Here is an 18,409-nt window from a genome sequence, read left to right as displayed (position 1 = left end):
GAAGTGACTGACGGCCCCCTGATCGTGCAGTCGGACAAGACCGTCCTGCTCGAAGTCGACCATGACCTCGCCGGCGAGGCGCGTGCGGCGATCGCACCGTTCGCCGAGCTGGAGCGTGCACCCGAACACGTGCATACCTACCGCATCACGCCGCTGGCGTTGTGGAACGCGCGCGCCGCCGGGCACGACGCCGAGCAGGTGGTCGACGCGCTGGTCACCTATTCGCGGTACGCGGTGCCGCAGGCACTCCTCGTCGACGTCGTCGACACCATGGCCCGCTACGGCCGGCTGCAATTGGTCAAGTCTCCCGTGCATGGGCTCGTGCTGGTCAGCCTCGACCGCGCAGTTCTTGAAGAGGTGTTGCGCCACAAGAAGATTGCCCCGATGCTTGGCGAGCGAATCGACGAGGACACGGTGCTTGTGCACCCCAGCGAGCGCGGCCACATCAAGCAGATATTGCTCAAAATCGGTTGGCCCGCAGAGGATCTCGCGGGATACGTGGACGGCGAGGCCCATCCCATCAGCTTGCGCCAGGACAACTGGCATCTGCGCGACTACCAGGAGATGGCCGCAGAATCGTTCTGGGCGGGCGGCTCCGGCGTGGTGGTGCTGCCGTGTGGAGCGGGCAAGACCCTCGTGGGCGCGGCCGCGATGGCGAAAGCAGGTGCAACGACGTTAATCCTCGTCACCAATACGGTCGCAGGCAGGCAATGGAAACGCGAGTTGATTGCGCGAACGTCGTTGACCGAAAGCGAGATCGGCGAGTACTCGGGTGAACGCAAAGAGATCAGGCCCGTCACCATCGCCACCTATCAGGTGATGACGCGACGGTCCAAGGGTGAGTACCGGCATCTCGAGCTGTTCGACAGCCGCGACTGGGGACTGATCATCTACGACGAGGTACACCTGCTGCCAGCGCCGGTCTTCCGGATGACCGCCGACCTGCAGTCCCGGCGCCGTCTGGGCCTGACCGCCACGCTGATCCGCGAGGACGGCCGCGAGGGTGATGTCTTCTCGCTGATCGGCCCGAAGCGCTATGACGCACCGTGGAAAGACATTGAGGCGCAGGGCTGGATCGCGCCGGCGGAGTGCATCGAGGTCCGGGTCACACTCACCGACAACGAGCGAATGATCTACGCCACCGCCGAACCCGAGGAACGTTACAAGCTCTGCTCTACGGCACACTCCAAGATCGCGGTGGTCAAGTCGATTCTCGACAAGCACCCTGACGGCCAGCGGCTCGTGATCGGCGCGTACCTCGACCAGCTGGACGAGCTGGGTGAGGAACTCGGCGCACCGGTGATCCAGGGGTCGACGAAGACCGCGGAGCGCGAGGCCCTGTATGACGCGTTCCGGCGCGGCGAAGTGTCCACTCTGGTGGTGTCCAAAGTCGCCAACTTCTCCATCGACCTACCGGAAGCATCAGTGGCAGTCCAGGTTTCGGGCACCTTCGGGTCCCGCCAGGAGGAAGCGCAGCGGCTGGGCAGGCTGCTACGGCCGAAAGCCGCCGGCGGCGGGGCGTTCTTCTACTCGGTGGTCGCCCGCGACACTCTGGACGCCGAATACGCCGCACACCGGCAGCGCTTCCTCGCCGAACAGGGCTACGGGTACGTCATCCGCGACGCCGACGATCTGCTCGGCCCCGCCATCTAAACCTCTTCCCGCGCGACTAGCGGAGCGCGGGGACTACTTCCTTCTCGAACAGCTCGACCCCTGACCGGTCGTAGGCCGCCTCCGGGAAGTACAGGATCACGTATTCGCAGCCGGCGCCGCGTAACTCGCGCAGGTTCTCGGCGACCTTCTCCGGAGTTCCCGCCCCGATCTCGGCCTCTGTGCTTTTTGTCATCGCGTCGGCCCCCTGCTCGCCGACGAAGGGAACCATGCGGTCGCGGATCCGTGCTTGCCTAGCCTGGACGTCGGCATCCGAGTCACCGACCACTGCAGTGATATTCACGGAGCGAACAATCGCGTCGAAGTCTGTTCCCACGTCTTGACAGTGCTGCGCGAGAATCTCCGACTTCCGCTTGAACTCGTCGAGCTTCGGCGTGTAGTTGGTGTACTGCGCATACTTCGCCGCGATGCGCAGCGTCTTCTGCTCTCCACCGCCGGCGATCCAGAGCGGAAGACCGCCGTCCTGCAACGGTTTCGGCTGCACGATCGCGCCGTCCACCTGATAGTGCTTACCGTCGAAGCTCACCACGCCGTCGCGCCATGCGTCGCGCATGATCTGCACGCCCTCGTCGAGTCGGCCGAGCCTCACGCCTGCCGACGGGAACCCGTAACCGTAAGCGCGCCACTCATGTTCGTACCAGCCACCGCCGATACCCATTTGCGCTCGGCCACCGGAGATCACGTCGACCGTGGCCGCCACCTTTGCCAGGTAGGCAGGATTGCGATAGCTCATCGCGGTGCACATCTGGCCGAGTTTGATCCGCGAGGTCGTCGCCGCGTATGCCGCCATCAGGGTCCACGCCTCGTGCGTGGCCTCCGTGCTCGGCACCGGCACGGTGTGGAAATGGTCGTAGACCCACACCGAGTCCCACGCGCTGCCGTCGGCGTACTGTGCGAGTCCGTTCATGACCTCCCAGTGCCGATCCGCCGGAATTCCGACGAGGTCGAGACGCCAGCCCTGGGGAATGAAGAATCCGAATTCCATACAACGGACTTTAGGTCGGGTGGCCCGTGCCGCTCGCGACGACCCCTATGCTGATTCGCGTGCCCCAGGGGCCGTCAGCCAAAGTCGCCTACGAGCGCATCCGCGCCGCCCATCTCGCCGACGTGCAGGCAGCTCTGGAAGACCATGTCGGCCGGTTGGACTGGCCGCGCGAGCAGATCGACCGCTACCGCACACACCGGCTACGAGCGCTTCTCGGCTATGCACGCGAACGGTCACCGTTTCACGCCGAGCGCCTGAAAGGACTTGACCCCACGACCGCCACGGTCGCTGACCTCGCACCGGTGCCGATGATGACAAAGCAGGACGCGCAGGAGCTGTGGGACGCGATCATCACCGTCCCCGGACTCACCCGCGCGGACACAGAACACATTCTTAGTGTGCAGCAATGGTTTTCATATACATCCGGCGACCAGCAGGTGTTCAGCTCCGGTGGCTCCAGCGGCGTCCGGGGCGTCTACGTGTGGGATTGGGAATTATTCGTGTCTGTCGCTTGCCTGGCCTGGCGGATGCAGGCTCGCGAAGAGGCTCACACCGCGACGCAGGGGCCGACCCGCCTGGCCGTACTCGAAGCCGGAGTACCCCCGCACGCCAGCACTCCGCTGTTCGACGTGCCCACGGCCCCAGGCATGGAAACGGTTGTGATAGCCGCTGGGGCGCCGTTCGGCGAGGTGTTGGCCGCGGTCGCGGCGGCCCGGCCAACGCATCTCGTCGGATACGCGAGCGTCATCGGCCGGCTGGCTCGCGCCGCGTTGACGGGTGAGCTGACGCTAAGCCCGGTGCGGGTGAGCACGAACTCCGAGCCGCTGCTCGACGAGGATCGCGCAGCGATTCATGAAGCGTGGAACGTACCGGTTCACAACCTGTGGGGCTCCACCGAAATCGGTGTGCAAGCGGTCGGCTGCGGCCGCGGCGACGGGTTGCATGTCTGCGAAGACGAGGTGGTGCTCGAACGCGTCGACGACAACGGAACGCCCGTGGGCCCCGACCAACCTGCTGCGCGAACGCTCGCGACGGGCCTGGCCAACCGGACCTTCCCGTTCATCCGCTACGACCTCGGTGATTCTGTCGAATGGCTGACAGAGGCGTGCCCGTGTGGCAGCGCATACCTCCGGGTCGCCGACATCGGCGGCCGCCGCGACGACGACTTTCGTTACGGGACAACGACAATCCCAGCCGGCACGTTTCGCCACGTGCTTGGGACGGATCCGCGCGTGTCGGAGTACCAGGTGACACAGACCGTTGATGGCGCGCAGATACTGGTCGTCGGGTCCCCTGACGTCGAGGCCCTGACCGCCGCGGTGAGCGGTGCCGTGCGCCGTCACGGGCTGACGAATCCGCAGATTCTGATTCAGATCGTCGATCGCATTCCCCGCCACGCCGCCAGCGGGAAACTCCGACGTTTCGTCCCGAGGCGGGGTGGTTAGCGTGAATGTATGGCTTTGTCGAAATCCGAGCGCGAAGAATTCCTGTCCGAACCGTATGTCGCCGCACTGTCGGTAGGCGCAGGCGACGGGAGAGCGCCGCTCACGATCCCGATCTGGTACCAGTACGAACCCGGCGGCGAGCCGTGGATTCTCACGGGCGCTGACTCCCGCAAGGCCCGGCTGATCGAGGCGGCAGGCCAGTTCTCGCTCATGGTCAACCGTATCGAGCCCACGATCCGTTATGTTTCGGTCGACGGCCCGGTCAGCCGCATCGAGCCCGGCGGTGACGATCTGCAAGTCGAGCTCGCCCGTCGCTACCTGCCCCCGGACCGAGTGGATGCGTTCTTGGCCTACGCCCGCGCCGAGTTCGGCGCCCAAGTCGTGATCGCGATGTCACCGGCGCACTGGCTGTCAGCCGACCTCGGCGAGTAACCGCAATGTCTTCCAGACGGACACTCTTCCGCGTGCTCTACCAACTGGGTTTCACGCCGTGGGATGGTCACCCCATTTCCGAGAGCCTGCAGGGGCTCGTCGAGGGCGACCACGCACTCACACCCGGTCGGGCCCTTGATGTCGGATGCGGCACCGGCGACAGCTCCATCTATCTGGCGCAACACGGATGGCAGGTAACCGGGCTTGATTTCGTGCCGAAGGCCCTGGCGAAAGCGCGCGCAAAGGCCGACTCGGCAAACGCAAGCGTCGACTTCAAGCTGGGCGACGCGACAAAGCTTTCCGGCGAGGGTGTCGGCGGGGGGTTCAGCCTGTTTCTCGACAACGGCTGCATGCATGGGATGGACGACGCCGATCGCGCCAGCTATGTCCGCGAAGTCACCGCCGCCGCTTCGCCTGGCGCGCATCTCGTCGTGGTCGGGTTCACGCCCGGCGGATCGTCGTCGGTGCGCGGAATCGGCCAACAAGAGATCGAAGAGCGCTTCTCCAGCTGGACGCTGCTGTCGACCGGAGACGAGCCGCACGGCAGTGGTGCGCTTCGCTATTACGTTCTGCAGCGCCATAACTGACCTCCCACCTGCCACACGATCCCCTGCGCGGTTAGATATCGCAAATGCCCGGCTCTTAGCGACAACGGCCGCGTTGATGTCGCTGCCGAGGCACGGCCGGCGTTGATTTCGCGCGGCTGGAAGCCCTGAGCCGCAACGAAAGTTACGATATGGCGACCGTCACCGGCGTGTCGTCTACGTAACGTTAATGTCGACGCGACGCGAGGGGAGAGGACGCGAGGGTAAAGCGCGAGGCAGACGGGCCGGTCGGGACACCGCCCCTGGCTCAGTCGGGCGCTCCCGGCGGTTCCCGTCGTTTCATGGTTCCGTGCGCTCGTGTCCTTGGGCCGTACGGTTGCGCCCATGCCCGGCTCTTAGCGACAAAAGGTTGGCCGCCATTGAAATGTCGCTAAGAGGCGGGCAATTCGCACATCAATCCCGCCGCGTTACACATGTGACCCGTGCGGCGCAGCGTGGGCCCGGTTACGTCAGCGAGGCCGGCGGGTTGAACCGGTCGCCGTACTTGGCGGCCAATTCGCGTGCCCGCGCGACGAAGCCCTCCTTGCCGCCGGGATAGCCGACGACATACTGCGCGGTACCACCCGTCCACGGCGGGAACCCGATGCCCATGATCGAGCCGATGTTGGCGTCGGCCGTCGACGTCAGCACGCCCTCGTCAAGGCACTTCTGAGTCTCCAGCGCCTCGGCGAACAGCATCCGGTCGATCATGTCCTGCAGGGGCGGCTTCGACGTGCCGGACTTGAACGTCTCCCGCAGACCGGGCCAGAGCTCTGTCCGCTTGCCGTCGGCATAGTCGTAGAAACCCTTGCCGCTCAATTTACTTGGCCTACCGAGCTCGATCATCTTGTCGACGACCGCCTCCGCGGGATGCGGCTCATATGTGCCGCCCGCGTCCTCGACGCCCTTGCGGGTCGCCGCGGCGATCTTGGCCATCAGCTCCATGTTGAGCTCGTCGGACAGCTGCAGCGGCGGCGCCGGGTAGCCGGCCTGCGAACCTGCGTGCTCGATGCTGGCCGGCTCCACACCCTCGCCGAGCATCGCGATCGCTTCGTTGATGAACGTGCCGATCACCCGCGAGGTGTAGAAGCCGCGGCTGTCGTTGACGACGATCGGGGTCTTGCCGATCGCGAGCACGTAATCGAATGTGCGGGCCAGCGCCTCGTCGGATGTCTTCTCGCCCTTGATGATTTCCACCAGCGGCATCTTGTCGACCGGCGAGAAGAAGTGTATTCCGACGAAATCCTCCTGCCGCTTCACACCCGTGGCAAGGCCGGTGATCGGCAGAGTCGACGTGTTCGATCCGAGCAGCGCGTTGGGCTCGACGACGTCCTCGATCTCCTGGAATACCTTGTGCTTGAGGTCCTGGTTCTCGAACACCGCCTCGATGACGAAGTCGACACCCGTGAGATCAGCGGCGTCTGCCGTCGGCGTGATCCGGGCCAGTAGCGCGTCGGATTTCTCCTGCGACGTCTTTCCGCGCTCAAGCGCCTTGGCTTCCAGCTTCTCCGAGTAGCCCTTGCCCTTCTGCGCCGCTTCAAGCGAAACATCCTTGAGCACAACGTCATAACCGGCCTTAGCCGAGACATACGCGATTCCGGCACCCATCATGCCCGCCCCAAGCACGCCGATCTTGGTGATCGGGGTCTGGCCGATGCCGTCCGGACGCGAACCGCCGGAGTTGATGTACTGCAGGTCGAAGAAGAACGCCTGGATCATGTTCTTGGCGACCTGCCCGGTGACCAGATGGGTGAAGTACCGGCTCTCGATGCGGCTCGCGGTGTCGAAGTCCACCTGCGCACCTTCGACCGCGGCGTCCAGGATCGCCCGCGGCGCGGGCATCGGCGCACCCTTGAGTTGCTTCTTCAGCAGAGCCGGGAACGACGGCAGGATCGCTGCCAATGCAGGTGACGACGGTGTCCCGCCGGGCATCGTGTAACCCTTGAGGTCCCACGGCTGGGTGTGCGCGTCGGGGTTCGCCTTGATCCACGCCTTGGCTGCGGGCACCAAATCGTCGACGCTGCCGACGATCTCGTCGATCAGGCCGATCTCCTTGGCCTGCGCCGGCTTGAAGCGTGTGCCCTGCGAGAGGATGTTCATGAACGCGTTCTGGATGCCGAACATGCGCACCGTCCGCGTCACACCGCCACCGCCGGGCAGCAGGCCCAGCGTCACCTCGGGGAAGCCGACGACCAGACCCTTGACATCGGCGGCGATGCGGTGATGACACGCGAGCGTGATCTCCAGGCCGCCACCCAGTGCCGCGCCGTTGATCGCGGCCACCACAGGCTTGCCTAAAGTTTCGAGCGCTCGCAGATCCCGCTTGACCGACTCGACGGTATCGAAGGCTTCGCCGGCGTTCTCGGGGCCCAGCTTGACCATGCCCTTTAGATCGCCGCCTGCGAAGAAGGTCTTCTTGGCGCTGGTGATGACAACGCCGATGATCGAATCCTTCTCGGCAACAAGACGTTCGACGGCGTTGTGCATCGACTCCGAGTAATGCTCGTTCATCACGTTGGCCGACCCAGTGGGGTCGTCCAACGTCAGCGTGACGATGCCGTCAGCGTCCTTATCCCACTGAATGGTGTTCTCAGCCATGGTTATTCGAACCCTCTCAGACTCGCTCGATGATGGTCGCGACGCCCATGCCGCCGCCGATGCACAGCGTGATCAGCGCGCGACGGGCGTTGCGGCGCTCGAGCTCGTCGACCATGGTGCCGGTGATCATCGCGCCGGTTGCCCCAAGCGGGTGGCCCATGGCGATCGCGCCGCCGTTCACGTTGAGTTTCTCGTCGGGGATGTTCAGATCCTTCTGGAACTTCAGCACCACCGACGCGAACGCCTCGTTCAGCTCGAACAGGTCGATGTCGTCGATCGTCAGGCCGGCCCGGTCCAGCACCTTGCGGGTGGCCGGGGTCGGGCCGGTGAGCATGATGACGGGGTCCGAGCCGCTGGTCGCGGTGGCGACGACACGGGCCCGGGGCGTCAATCCCTGTGATTCCCCTGCCTTTTCAGAGCCGACCAGCACCAGCGCGGCGCCGTCGACGATCCCGGAGCTGTTGCCGCCCGTGTGAACATGGTTGATCTTCTCCACCCAGTGGTACTTCTGCAGCGCCACATCGTCGAAGCCGCCCATGGAACCGATGCCGTCGAACGCGGTCTTCAGCTTCGCCAGGCCCTCCATCGTCGTGTCAGGGCGCATGTGCTCGTCGTGGTCGAGAATCTCTAGGCCATTCTGATCACGCACAGGCACAACGGATTTCGCGAAGTATCCGCCTGACCACGCCTCAGCTGCCTTCTCTTGCGACCGCAGCGCGTAGGCGTCGACGTCCTCGCGGGAGAACCCCTCGATGGTCGCGATGAGATCGGCGCCGATGCCCTGCGGGACAAACCCAATGGTGTAGTTGGTCTCGGGGTCGGTGGCCCACGCGCCGCCGTCACTGCCCATCGGCACCCGGCTCATCGACTCGACACCGCCGGCGAGCACCAGGTCGTCCCAGCCGGAGCGGACCTTCTGCGCTGCGGTGTTGACGGCCTCCAGTCCGGAGGCGCAGAACCGGTTCAGCTGCACGCCGCCGGTCGTATCGGGAAGACCCGCGGCGAGCACCGCGGTGCGGGCAATGTCACCGCCCTGGTCGCCTACGGGTGACACCACGCCGAGGATGAGGTCGCTGATCATGTTCTCGTCGAGATCGGGGAACCGGCGGCGCAGCTCGTCGACCAGGCCGGTGACCAGGTTGATCGGCTTGACCTCGTTGAGGGCGCCGTTCTTGTTCTTTCCCCGGGGGGTGCGGATGGCCTCGTAGATGAAGGCTTCTTCGGACATGACTGTTCCTTCTCGGTTCTCGACTTGTGGTCAGAAGGCGGCGCGTTACGAAGGAGCGCATAGGCCTCTGTGTGGGCAGCCTAGCAGTGACCCAAACCAACCTGTTGGTTGGGGCTCGGCGTGACGGACGTTGCGCCTACGCTCAACGGCTATGACGGTTTCGCGGCTGACGCCGTTCGCCACCACGGTGTTCGCCGAAATGTCGGCGCTGGCCGCACGAATAGGCGCCGTCAACCTCGGACAGGGATTTCCCGACGAAGACGGACCGCCCGCGATGCTCGAGGCCGCCCGCCAGGCCATCGCCGACGGCGTCAACCAGTACCCGCCCGGACTGGGCATTGCGCCGTTGCGCGAGGCGATCGCGGCCGACCGCCAGCTGAAGTACGGCGTCACCTACGACCCGGAGCACGAGATCCTCGTCACGGTCGGCGCTACCGAGGCCATCGCCGCCGCCGTGATCGGACTCGTCGAGCCAGGCTCGGAAGTACTGCTCATCGAGCCGTTCTACGACTCCTACGCACCAGTCCTCGCAATGGCACAGGCGGTGCGCAAGACCGTGCCGCTGGTGTCGGACGGGCGGGGATTCGTTCTGGACCTCGACGAACTGCGGCACGCGATCACGCCGCGAACGAAGGCCCTGATCGTCAACTCCCCGCACAACCCCACCGGAGCGGTGCTGACGGACACGGAGTTGACCGCCATCGCCGAGGTAGCAGTCGAAGCCGACCTGCTGGTGATCACCGACGATGTGTATGAGCACTTGGTGTTCGACGATGCGCGCCACGTGCCCCTGGCGACGCTGCCGGGCATGGCCGACCGGACCGTGACGATCTCCAGCGCCGCCAAGATGTTCAACTGCACTGGCTGGAAGATCGGATGGGCTTGCGGCAACCCCGATTTGATCAAAGGCGTGCGCGCCGCCAAGCAGTTCCTCACGTACGTCGGCGGTGCGCCGTTCCAGCCTGCGATCGCGCTGGCGCTGGGCACCCAGCAGGACTGGGTGACCGAGTTGCGAAAGACGTTGCAGGCGAGGCGGGATCGGCTATCGGCGGGCCTGGCCGAGATCGGCTTCGACGTCCATCACAGCGGTGGCACCTACTTTCTGTGCGCCGACCCGCGCCCGCTCGGTTACTCAGACAGCAGCACGTTCTGTGCGGAGCTGCCGCATCGTGCGGGCGTGGCCGCGATCCCGTTGTCGGCGTTCTGTGACCTTGACGGCGCGCACGCCGCATCCTGGAACCACTTGGTGCGCTTCACATTCTGCAAGAAAGACGGGACTCTCGACGAGGCGCTGCGCAGGTTGTCGGTGCTCAAGAAGGCCTGACTGCCGCCTGAGTCCACGTCACGTTGAGGGGTATCGGGCCGTTCGGCAGCCACGGCTGCTCATTGATAGTGTCCTCGACGTTCCATGTGCCACGCTCGATTACGCCAAGTGCCGCGTCGATCACCTTGTATTCCTGGACCCTGCGCTGAATCGGCTGCGACTCCACCCACACCACGATCAACTCGCCCGGCTCGAACTGCGCCTCGTCCTGGACGGCCTCGATCAGATCCTCGTCGTGCAGATGGCCGTCGCCGAAATTGAAGCCGATCAACGTGTTACACACCACCTCGGCCTCCCGCACCGTTCTGCGGTCGATGTCGGGCAGGTTCTTCAACAACACCGAGAACAGCCCGCGTCCCTGGCTGTGCATGGCCCGCCACGCGATGGTCTGCTGCGCGAAAAGCTCAGCTTCGCCAGGGTCGTAGCCGAAGTCGATCATCTGGTCGACCTGATTGCCGGCCGATCGGGTGACCCTGTTCAGCTTCTCCTCCGCTCCTGGGGCGAATGCCCATGTGGCAGAAGCCCAGTTGCCCGCGTACTGGCGCATCGCGGGCAGGAACGAGACGAGGTCCGGACGCAGGTTTCCCAGCACCGGGAAGAAGCACAACGCAACGAAGACGACGACCGTCAGCCACGGCGAGGACATGTCCGCGAGACTGTAGCCGTTCCAGTTCGGATACCCCACGAACAGGAAGATCACCGCGTAGGCAAACAGCGCATTCCATTCCACCGGGACAGCCAGCGGGAACGTCGAGATGATGAACAGGTGGAACGACACCATGATCGCGACGGCGATGTACGTCAGCCACGGCCATGGTGACAGAAGTAGGGTCAGCGGCGCGATGATCTCGACGACGGTGCCGGGGCCATGCGCCATGAAACTCGCGACGTGAGAGGGACGCAGATCGTCGGGGTACTTGCGATAGTGCATCCGCTTGATCCACTTGATCGGCATCGTCGGGCTATTGCTCACCATCGGCGGGATGACGCTGGTGAAATGCAGGCCGAACTTCGAGATACCCGCCCAGAACCAGACGGTGAAAATCAGGATTTTCAGCGCGACGATCATGTCGACGAACGGCAGCCCCGCGAAGAAGACCAGCGCCGGCAGGTACTGCTCCCCGCGAGCCGCCAGGAACACGGTCTTATCGCGCAGGCCGATCAGTACGAGCAACACGATCGGCGCGATCAACACCGCGGGGTTGACCAGACCGGAGGTGTTCGCCGGCACTGCCGCCGACAGCGAATCGCTGTGCACCCCAGGCAGAACCAGCGCCACCACCAAGACGGCGATCAGCGCCAGGTAGAGCACGACGTCGAACCAGGTGCGCCGGTTGCCTGAGGTGAGTGGTACCCAGCGCCAGGGCCGGAGCCGAATTGTGTTGGGACGCGCCCAGAACCGGTAACCGCCGGTCATCGGTTTGGTCTTGCCTGCGAGCGGTCCCCACGACCCCGCGAGACCGATCAGCTCCAGCAGAACGGTCCACAGGATCGCCTTCTGGTACACGATCGGCTGGTTCCACCACTGGGATACATGCCAGAACGCGGGCAAGCCTGACGTCACGGTGGCGATCGCGATTCCGCCGATCGCATAGAAGACCACCAGCTTGGCGATGTAGAGGACGTGGATCATGCGCGGCACGCCGTATCCGTAGTCGACCCATTTGAGTGCCATCACCCGGATGCGTTCCATCAGCGGTCGCGTGAGAAATTCCTCCGGATCCACCTTCGGAAGGTTCGGTGTCGTGAATCCCATGCTGAGCTCCTTCGACTGGATCTCATGCTAGGGAGTCGCCGCTGCTGGCGCGGCGATTTCAGCAGTCCGCTACCCTAACTGCTCCTCGCGTCCGCAAGCCCTAACTGCTCCTCGCGTCCGCAACCGCCTGTTTCGCCGCGTTGTACCCCGGAATGAACGTAATCCCCGGGCCGCCATAGCATCCCGCGTTGGCGAGATAGAGCCCGTCGATGCCGATCGGCTGATCGGCGTAGCCGGTGGGTCCTGGCCGGTTGACGCCGATCTGATCCGGATGCAGCAGGCCGTAGCAGTAGTCCCCGCCCGGTGCACCGAACATCGTCCCCATGTGCTTCGGGGTGAATGTGGTGTGGAGGGTGATGAGACTCTCGAAGTTCGGCGCGATGCGGCAGACCTTGTCGATCACCCTCTGCCCCATCTCGGCCTTCATGCGCCCGTAGTCGTAGTCGGGGGCATCGGTTTCGATGGGGAACCACAGCGAGAACACCGATGCGGCATGCTTGCCGGGCGGCGCCAAATCCGAGTCGTGCACCGACGGGATCTGCAGAGCCACCGCAGGATCGGCGGGCACGATGCCGTTGCGGCAATCCTCCCATTGTTGCTGCAGTTCTTCAGGAGTGGAGAACATGCCGATGTTCGCCTGCAATCCGGGATCGTTGAGCATTTCGTACGGGGCGACGAACTCGGGAATCCCGTCGAGTGCGAAATGCATCTGAAGGTAGCTGCCCCGGTGGTCGACCCGCGAGAACCGTTCTCGGACGTCGGCGGGCACGGCCGCAGGGTCGACCATGGCGTTGACGGTGAGGTCCGGGGCGACCGCTGAGATGACGATTGGTGCGCCAAAGGTGGCGCCGTCTTCGGTGCGCACGCCGGCCACGCGTCCGTCGGCGAGCAGGATCTCCTCGACCTTCGTCCGCAGCCGAAGCTCGCCGCCATTCGAGATCAGCAGCTGTTCAAGGTGTTTGGTGAGCGCACCGATGCCGCCGCGCAGCTTCCTGGTCAGCACCGCGTTCTCATTGGGCACGGCCAATCCGAACGCGAACGCGGCCGCCGTGCCAGGCGTCGCGGGTCCGCGGTAGGTGGTGTTCACCGCCAGAAGCGCCAGCATCCCGCGCAGGGCGCCGTGCTTCTCGCGGTCAGGCAGGTACCGATCGAGCACGTCGGTCACCGAGCCGAACAGCATGTCGGTGATCGTCGACCGTTCGAATTCGTTTGTCGCGCTGGCATACATCTCATCGAGAGTCTTCGGCGGCTGGCCGGCGTCGAAGCGACCCAACGCGCGCGCCGGCGCCTGGCTCCAGGCCATCAAACCGGCCATCCCGTTGACGGCCTCGGCGCCGTGGACTTCGCCGAGGTGCGTCAGAAGTTTCATCGGGTCGGTGTAGTAGACGAGCGGCTCGTCGCCGACCCCGCGCAGCGAGACCGACATCACGTCGAGGTCGACGGTGGGCAGCGAATCGAGGCCCAGTTCATGGCTGACCACCGCCGAGGTCGTCAGCTGCAATGAGCCGGCGATCTCGAACCGGTAGCCGTCGAACAATTCGACCGTCGAAGCCATGCCGCCGGCATAGAGCTTGGACTCAAGGCACAGGGTGCGCAGCCCGGCCTTCTGCAGCAATGCCGCCGCGGTCAGCCCGTTGTGGCCTGCGCCGATCACAATCGCGTCGAAATCGCTCACTCGAGGGACGCTGTCATCACCGGCGTGTTTTGTCAATATTGACGAAACAACGGAGCATCAAGCCACGCGAGCACGGTCTGGGTGATCCTCGCCAGATCGGCCAGGGACCTTTCGTCGGCCACCATCCACAGCTCCAACGCGCCAAAGGTGGCCGCCGCGATACACCGTGCCGTCACCGTGATCTGAAGCGAGTCGTCGAGGTTATGGGGCGGTCGGCGGCGCCGCAGGTGCTCGGCGATCGCGTCCGCGAAATCGGCCTCGACACGGCGAATGTGGCGGACGATCCGCTCCGGGTCGAGTTCGGAGGCGCGGAAGGAAGCGATCTGACTGACGACGTCAACGTCGTAGGGGAAGGCGAAGATTGCCGCTTGAACGGACTCGATGAGCGGCTCGTCCACCGGCCGGGAGGCCAGTGCTGTGCGGAACCAGTGCAAGCCGGCGTCGTAGTCCGCGAACAGCAGATCGTGCTTAGTCGAGAAGTGCCGGTAGAACGTGCGCAGCGTCACCCCGGCGTCCGCTGCGATCTGCTCGGCCGACGTGGATTCCACGCCTTGATCCAGAAAGCGAAGCAGCGCAGCGCGCCTCAATGCCTCGCGTGTGCGTTCGCTGCGCACCGTCTGGGCAGGCCGGACCATACCGGAACGGTACCGCGGACGCGAGGAGCAAAAAGGCTTCAGCAGAAAGTTATGTCAATATTGACATAACTGGATCGGCGGCGCAGACTCCGGCACCATGGTTGCGCTCATCATTCACCTCGTCATTGCCATCGCGGTCATCGCGACCATCGTGGCATTGAATCCGCAGATCTTCAGGCAGGCAGCGACTCCCAAGGTGTCTGCGTTGGAGATCGTCTTGTATGCCGCAGGCATCGCGGCGACCGTGATCGGTTACTACTACAACCTGAAGTACGTCAATGAGTACTCGCAGGGCACGCACAACGCGCTCTGGGGAGACCACGGCAGCTGGAAGGAATTCATGCAGCTCGGGTGGGCCAACCCCGCAGTCGCCTCGGCGAGTTCGGATTACTACATCATGAGCCTGATCCTGTTGCCGCTGTTCGTCATCGTCGACGCTCGTCGACGCGGGATCCGACACGGATGGCTTTACCTGCTTTTCGTACTGACCGCCAGCTCGTCGTTCGGATGGGCGTTCTACCTTGCCACCGTCGAGCGCCAGCGCCGCCTCTCAAAGGTCAACGAGCCGGCGCCCGTCTAGCGCTCTCCCGCGAGCAGACACAAAACGCGCGAAACTGCGCGTTTTTGTGCGATTTTGCGTCTGCTCGTCAGTGGGAGGTGCGCCGGAAGAGGAATTCAGCGATGGTCGGCGTCGGCGGCCCGGCATGCAGGCCCGTGGAGCACGCGGCTACGCAAACCCTCCGTGGCGATGTCGAGCACAGTCTTGGTGGCGCGGCGCATCAAGAACTCGGGCACCGGCGCGCGCAGTTCCATGGTCACGTCAAAGCGCACCCGGGTTTTATCCACCTCCGGGCGCAGCGTGTACTCGACGTGCTGGGCATGCTGCTGGAACGTCTTCTCGGCGTCCCACACCATCCAGTCCGGACCCCAGTGGTACTCGAGCACTTCCTTGTCGCTAATTCCCATCAGCCGGTAGTGCACCTTGACGTGATGGGGTCGGCCGTCATCGTAGGTGTCGAGAACTTGGACGCGCTTGTGCATCGGCGACCACGCGGGCACGGATTCGATGTCGGCGAGCGCATCCAGGATCGCCTCGGGAGGAGCTTCGATCACCACTTCACGTGACGCGCGGACAGCCACATTCCCGAGGGTAGCCCTTTTGCTGAATTTGCGGAAGCAATTTACCGCTGACGGCGTCAGCTAATTTCTACCAACCGATATCCTCGAACCGCGTTGTGTCCGTGGGCGGCGGACCGAATTCAGATGCTGGGGTGCGGGAGAACCGCGGAGCGGGGGCTGCCTGATCGAAGCCGTTGCGATGGACGATCGTCGACCGAGCCCTCAGGTGCTCGCCCTCCGACGCCTCGCTCCAAGTCAATACGGGTGTGACGCATGCGTCAGTTCCGGTAAAGATCTCCGTCCACTCGTCGCGGGTCTTGCTCGCGAACCGTTCGGTGAAGAGCTTGAGCATTTGCGGGAAGGCGCCGAGGTCCATTTGATTGGGGACGTCGTCAGCCGACAATCCGAGCCCAGAGAGCAATTGGGCGAAGAATTGCGGTTCGATCGCGCCGACCGCCATGTATTTGCCGTCGGATGTCTCATACACCCGGTAGAACGGTGCGCCACCGTCCAGCAGGCTGGATTCGCGTTCGTCGGACAGCGTGCCGACGGCCTTCATGGTCCACTGCATCTGCGCGAGGATGCTGACCCCGTCGACCATCGCGGCGTCGATCACCTGACCCTTGCCGGACTTCTCCCGCTCATAGAGCGCAGCGACGATTCCGAGCAGTAGCAGCATCGAACCGCCGCCGAAGTCGGCGACGAGGTTCATCGGCGGCAACGGCGGACGGTCGCGGTAGCCCATCGACCCGAGCGCGCCCGTCAGCGACAGGTAGTTGATGTCGTGGCCGGCGGTCAGCGCCATCGGGCCGTCCTGCCCCCAGCCCGTCATGCGCGCGTAGATGAGTCGCGGGTTGACGGCGGCGCAGTCGTCGGGCCCGATGCCGAGGCGTTCGCATGTGCCGGGCCGGAACGGATCGAGCAGCACGTCGGCCTTCGCCGCGAGATCGAGCAACTTCTGCGGCTCGCCCTTGACGTCGAGATCGACGATCCGCTTCCCGCGATGCATCAGATCCCGGTCCTCGCGCGGCATCGCCAACCCGCCAGGCCGGCGCACCCGCACCACGTCGGCGCCGAGATCCGCGAGCACCATCGCGGCGTGCGGTCCGGGCCCGATACCGCCCAGTTCGATAACTTTCACCCCGGCCAGGGGTCCGCTGTTCGTCACGCGGCGAAGCTTATCGGGCACCCTTCTTCAGCGACAGGACACGCTTGCGCAACCCGTCGGTGGCGTCGTTCATCGCGCCCTTGATGGCCCGCTTCATGACGAAGCCGGGGACGGGGATTTTCGGATCGACGGTCAGCTGGAACGTCACCCGTGTGTTGTCTCCGTCGGGGGTGAGGGTGTAGCTCGCGTCCTGCCGCTTCTGCGCCGAGGAGCTGACGAGCGACCAGCTGATGACGTCGTCAGTCCACGTGTACTCGACGACGCATTCGTCGGTGATGCCTGCCGACTTGACCTTCATCTTCACTCGCTGCGGACGGCCCTCGCCGTCGGTGTCGACGATTTGCACCTGCTGCTGAGCCGGTGACCACTCTGGGGCCGACTCGACGTCGGCGATCACTTCGAGAACCTCGTCCCGGCTCGCCTCGATGACCACTTCTTTGGAATCACTGACTGCCATGCGAGCGACACTATCGGCGGCGGCTGCGCAGCGTGCCAAGATGGACAACGTGGCCAAGGTCATCGATCCCAAAGTTCCGCCGAGTGGCATCGGTTGCGCCGAGTGCGACGAAGCCGGGGGCTGGTGGTTTCATCTGCGGCGGTGTGCCGAGTGCGGTCACATCGGTTGCTGCGACGACTCTCTCGCTCGCCACGCCACCGCGCACTGGCGCGCCACGGGCCACCCGATCATCCAGTCGTTCGAGCCGGGTGAGGACTGGTTCTGGAACTACGACACCAACGACTACGCCGACGGCCCCGAGTTGGCAGCGCCCACCAGCCATCCCGACGATCAGACGGTCCCCGGCCCGCGCGATCGCGTGCCCCGCGACTGGATGCGCCAGCTGCGCGACCGCTAACGTCCTCGCCGTTACTTTCGCAAGCCCTGGCCCAGGCGCAGCATCGGCAAGAGCACGCTGCGGGGCGCGAACCGGCCGCCGATGCTGGCGATCTTCGGCACGATTCCCGGTACCACACTTCGCTTTCCCTCGAGCATGCCGTCGATCGCCGCCTCTGCGACTGCCGGAGGCGAGACCTGGGCGATACCGATGCTCCACTGATCGGCGTCGGCGATATCGGCCCATTCGGTGGGAACCGGACCCGGGCACAACACCGTGCACGACACTCCCGTCCCGTGCAATTCTTCGTGAACCGCCTCCGAAAATGTCTGGACGAACGCCTTGGTGGCGGAGTAGACCGCCATGCCGGGTAACGGCTGAAAGCCTGCGACCGAGGCGATGTTGAGCACCGCGCCCGCGCCGCGGTTTACCATCCCCGGCAGGGCAGCGTGTGTAAGCTCCATCAGCGCAAGGGAATTGAGGATGACCTCCTCACGTTCCCGCTCGATCGGAAGCGTGCGAAACGGCCCACTGGTGCCAAACCCGGCGCTGTTGCAAAGACCCCCGACGGGATTACCGCCGAGGTACTCGGCGAGTTCGGCGCGCTGCGCCTCATCGCCGAGGTCGAGCGGTAGCACGTCAACTCTGACGGCGTGCTTTTCGCGCAACTCGTCGGAAAGTTCGACCAGCCGCTCGCGGCGCCGGGCAACGAGCACGACGGGGTAGCCGCGGCGGGTGAGACCTCGGGCCAGCTCGGTGCCGATCCCGGAGGACGCTCCGGTGATGACGACGCTCGCGTCGGCGCTTGGTTTGGGAAGGCTCATAGTTAGTCCTCAGATTGATCGGGCTACCAATGGATTCCGCGAGTGGCCCGCACGAACGCCTCGCTGCGCTTGTCGAATTTCGCTGTGTCGTCTTTCGATTCGTCACCCTGCGCCGCGGCTGAATCGCCGAAC

General features: G+C 64.7%; 17 protein-coding genes and 1 pseudogene. 7 read left to right on the top strand and 11 right to left on the bottom strand.

All coding sequences use genetic code 11. The features are described from left to right. Positions 1–3: 3 nt before the first annotated feature. Positions 4–1,653: a DNA repair helicase XPB gene (locus QOH60_RS05895; RefSeq protein ID WP_526418087.1), complete on the top strand. Its 1,650-nt coding sequence runs from the start codon at positions 4–6 to the stop codon at positions 1,651–1,653. A gap of 16 nt (positions 1,654–1,669) precedes the next feature. Here QOH60_RS05895 and QOH60_RS05890 read toward each other — a convergent pair whose 3' ends face one another. Next, positions 1,670–2,656, bottom strand: a complete 987-nt coding sequence (locus QOH60_RS05890) for an LLM class F420-dependent oxidoreductase (RefSeq protein ID WP_526418085.1) — start codon at positions 2,654–2,656, stop codon at positions 1,670–1,672. Between the two features lie 47 nt (positions 2,657–2,703). Between QOH60_RS05890 and QOH60_RS05885 the strand changes: the two genes are divergently transcribed. The 3 genes from QOH60_RS05885 to QOH60_RS05875 are packed head-to-tail and all read left to right on the top strand — an operon-like array spanning position 2,704 to position 5,120. Then, entirely contained in the window at positions 2,704–4,101 is a 1,398-nt protein-coding gene (locus QOH60_RS05885) for a phenylacetate--CoA ligase family protein (RefSeq protein ID WP_526418083.1), read from the top strand. 9 nt (positions 4,102–4,110) lie between these two features. Next, positions 4,111–4,533 carry a pyridoxamine 5'-phosphate oxidase family protein gene (locus QOH60_RS05880; RefSeq protein WP_526418081.1) on the top strand — a complete coding sequence of 141 codons (423 nt, stop codon included), beginning with the start codon at positions 4,111–4,113 and terminating at the stop codon, positions 4,531–4,533. A 5-nt stretch (positions 4,534–4,538) separates the two neighbouring features. Further along, positions 4,539–5,120, top strand: a complete 582-nt coding sequence (locus tag QOH60_RS05875) for a class I SAM-dependent methyltransferase (protein ID WP_526418078.1) — start codon at positions 4,539–4,541, stop codon at positions 5,118–5,120. Positions 5,121–5,582: 462 nt separating this feature from the next. Here QOH60_RS05875 and QOH60_RS05870 read toward each other — a convergent pair whose 3' ends face one another. Next, the gene (locus QOH60_RS05870; protein WP_526418076.1) at positions 5,583–7,715 is read right to left on the bottom strand and encodes a 3-hydroxyacyl-CoA dehydrogenase NAD-binding domain-containing protein; all 2,133 of its coding nucleotides are present in this window, start codon (positions 7,713–7,715) and stop codon (positions 5,583–5,585) included. Positions 7,716–7,731: 16 nt separating this feature from the next. Continuing rightward, entirely contained in the window at positions 7,732–8,943 is a 1,212-nt protein-coding gene (locus tag QOH60_RS05865) for an acetyl-CoA C-acetyltransferase (protein WP_526418074.1), read from the bottom strand. A 151-nt stretch (positions 8,944–9,094) separates the two neighbouring features. Between QOH60_RS05865 and QOH60_RS05860 the strand changes: the two genes are divergently transcribed. Continuing rightward, on the top strand, positions 9,095–10,267 hold the full coding sequence (locus QOH60_RS05860; RefSeq protein WP_526418072.1) for a pyridoxal phosphate-dependent aminotransferase: 1,173 nt from the start codon (positions 9,095–9,097) through the stop codon (positions 10,265–10,267). Here QOH60_RS05860 and QOH60_RS05855 read toward each other — a convergent pair. The 3 genes from QOH60_RS05855 to QOH60_RS05845 form a co-directional block, all read right to left on the bottom strand. Next, positions 10,254–12,023: a DUF3556 domain-containing protein gene (locus QOH60_RS05855; protein ID WP_526418070.1), complete on the bottom strand. Its 1,770-nt coding sequence runs from the start codon at positions 12,021–12,023 to the stop codon at positions 10,254–10,256. The genes QOH60_RS05860 and QOH60_RS05855 overlap by 14 nt on opposite strands. A 100-nt stretch (positions 12,024–12,123) precedes the next feature. Beyond that, complete coding sequence (locus QOH60_RS05850; protein ID WP_526418068.1) at positions 12,124–13,698, bottom strand: phytoene desaturase family protein; 1,575 nt, start codon at positions 13,696–13,698, stop codon at positions 12,124–12,126. A 32-nt stretch (positions 13,699–13,730) separates the two neighbouring features. Then, positions 13,731–14,333, bottom strand: a complete 603-nt coding sequence (locus QOH60_RS05845; protein WP_526418066.1) for a TetR/AcrR family transcriptional regulator — start codon at positions 14,331–14,333, stop codon at positions 13,731–13,733. A 97-nt stretch (positions 14,334–14,430) separates the two neighbouring features. On the opposite strand from QOH60_RS05845, the gene QOH60_RS05840 reads away from it, so the two are divergent. Continuing rightward, the gene (locus QOH60_RS05840) at positions 14,431–14,913 is read left to right on the top strand and encodes a DUF2834 domain-containing protein (protein ID WP_526418064.1); all 483 of its coding nucleotides are present in this window, start codon (positions 14,431–14,433) and stop codon (positions 14,911–14,913) included. A gap of 95 nt (positions 14,914–15,008) precedes the next feature. Here QOH60_RS05840 and QOH60_RS05835 read toward each other — a convergent pair whose 3' ends face one another. From QOH60_RS05835 to QOH60_RS05825, 3 genes are all read right to left on the bottom strand, one after another. Beyond that, a complete protein-coding gene (locus tag QOH60_RS05835) occupies positions 15,009–15,473 on the bottom strand; it encodes an SRPBCC family protein (RefSeq protein ID WP_526418062.1) in 465 nt (154 codons plus the stop codon). A 67-nt stretch (positions 15,474–15,540) separates the two neighbouring features. Further along, positions 15,541–16,620, bottom strand: a complete 1,080-nt coding sequence (locus QOH60_RS05830) for a CaiB/BaiF CoA transferase family protein (protein WP_526418060.1) — start codon at positions 16,618–16,620, stop codon at positions 15,541–15,543. A 10-nt stretch (positions 16,621–16,630) separates the two neighbouring features. Further along, the gene (locus QOH60_RS05825) at positions 16,631–17,077 is read right to left on the bottom strand and encodes an SRPBCC family protein (protein WP_526418058.1); all 447 of its coding nucleotides are present in this window, start codon (positions 17,075–17,077) and stop codon (positions 16,631–16,633) included. 40 nt (positions 17,078–17,117) lie between these two features. On the opposite strand from QOH60_RS05825, the gene QOH60_RS05820 reads away from it, so the two are divergent. Continuing rightward, complete coding sequence (locus tag QOH60_RS05820) at positions 17,118–17,474, top strand: UBP-type zinc finger domain-containing protein (protein WP_526418141.1); 357 nt, start codon at positions 17,118–17,120, stop codon at positions 17,472–17,474. Positions 17,475–17,485: 11 nt separating this feature from the next. On the opposite strand, the gene QOH60_RS05815 is transcribed toward QOH60_RS05820, so the two are convergent. After that, entirely contained in the window at positions 17,486–18,277 is a 792-nt protein-coding gene (locus QOH60_RS05815; protein ID WP_526418056.1) for an SDR family NAD(P)-dependent oxidoreductase, read from the bottom strand. Positions 18,278–18,300: 23 nt separating this feature from the next. After that, positions 18,301–18,409 (bottom strand): annotated as a pseudogene (locus QOH60_RS05810) (SDR family NAD(P)-dependent oxidoreductase); the annotation flags it as partial.

It is taken from the genome of Mycobacterium sp. (assembly GCF_032159765.1).
Lineage (GTDB): Bacteria > Actinomycetota > Actinomycetes > Mycobacteriales > Mycobacteriaceae > Mycobacterium.
This window is presented reverse-complemented; position numbering and strand designations above follow the sequence as displayed.

Coding starts and splice junctions, on each gene's coding strand:
- QOH60_RS05870 (WP_526418076.1), bottom strand. CDS start 7,715: ATGGCTGAGAACACCATTCAGTGGGATAAGGACGCTGACGGCATCGTC.
- QOH60_RS05880 (WP_526418081.1), top strand. CDS start 4,111: ATGGCTTTGTCGAAATCCGAGCGCGAAGAATTCCTGTCCGAACCGTAT.
- QOH60_RS05815 (WP_526418056.1), bottom strand. CDS start 18,277: ATGAGCCTTCCCAAACCAAGCGCCGACGCGAGCGTCGTCATCACCGGA.
- QOH60_RS05875 (WP_526418078.1), top strand. CDS start 4,539: ATGTCTTCCAGACGGACACTCTTCCGCGTGCTCTACCAACTGGGTTTC.
- QOH60_RS05820 (WP_526418141.1), top strand. CDS start 17,118: ATGGACAACGTGGCCAAGGTCATCGATCCCAAAGTTCCGCCGAGTGGC.
- QOH60_RS05885 (WP_526418083.1), top strand. CDS start 2,704: ATGCTGATTCGCGTGCCCCAGGGGCCGTCAGCCAAAGTCGCCTACGAG.
- QOH60_RS05825 (WP_526418058.1), bottom strand. CDS start 17,077: ATGGCAGTCAGTGATTCCAAAGAAGTGGTCATCGAGGCGAGCCGGGAC.
- QOH60_RS05865 (WP_526418074.1), bottom strand. CDS start 8,943: ATGTCCGAAGAAGCCTTCATCTACGAGGCCATCCGCACCCCCCGGGGA.
- QOH60_RS05845 (WP_526418066.1), bottom strand. CDS start 14,333: ATGGTCCGGCCTGCCCAGACGGTGCGCAGCGAACGCACACGCGAGGCA.
- QOH60_RS05890 (WP_526418085.1), bottom strand. CDS start 2,656: ATGGAATTCGGATTCTTCATTCCCCAGGGCTGGCGTCTCGACCTCGTC.
- QOH60_RS05855 (WP_526418070.1), bottom strand. CDS start 12,023: ATGGGATTCACGACACCGAACCTTCCGAAGGTGGATCCGGAGGAATTT.
- QOH60_RS05860 (WP_526418072.1), top strand. CDS start 9,095: ATGACGGTTTCGCGGCTGACGCCGTTCGCCACCACGGTGTTCGCCGAA.
- QOH60_RS05840 (WP_526418064.1), top strand. CDS start 14,431: ATGGTTGCGCTCATCATTCACCTCGTCATTGCCATCGCGGTCATCGCG.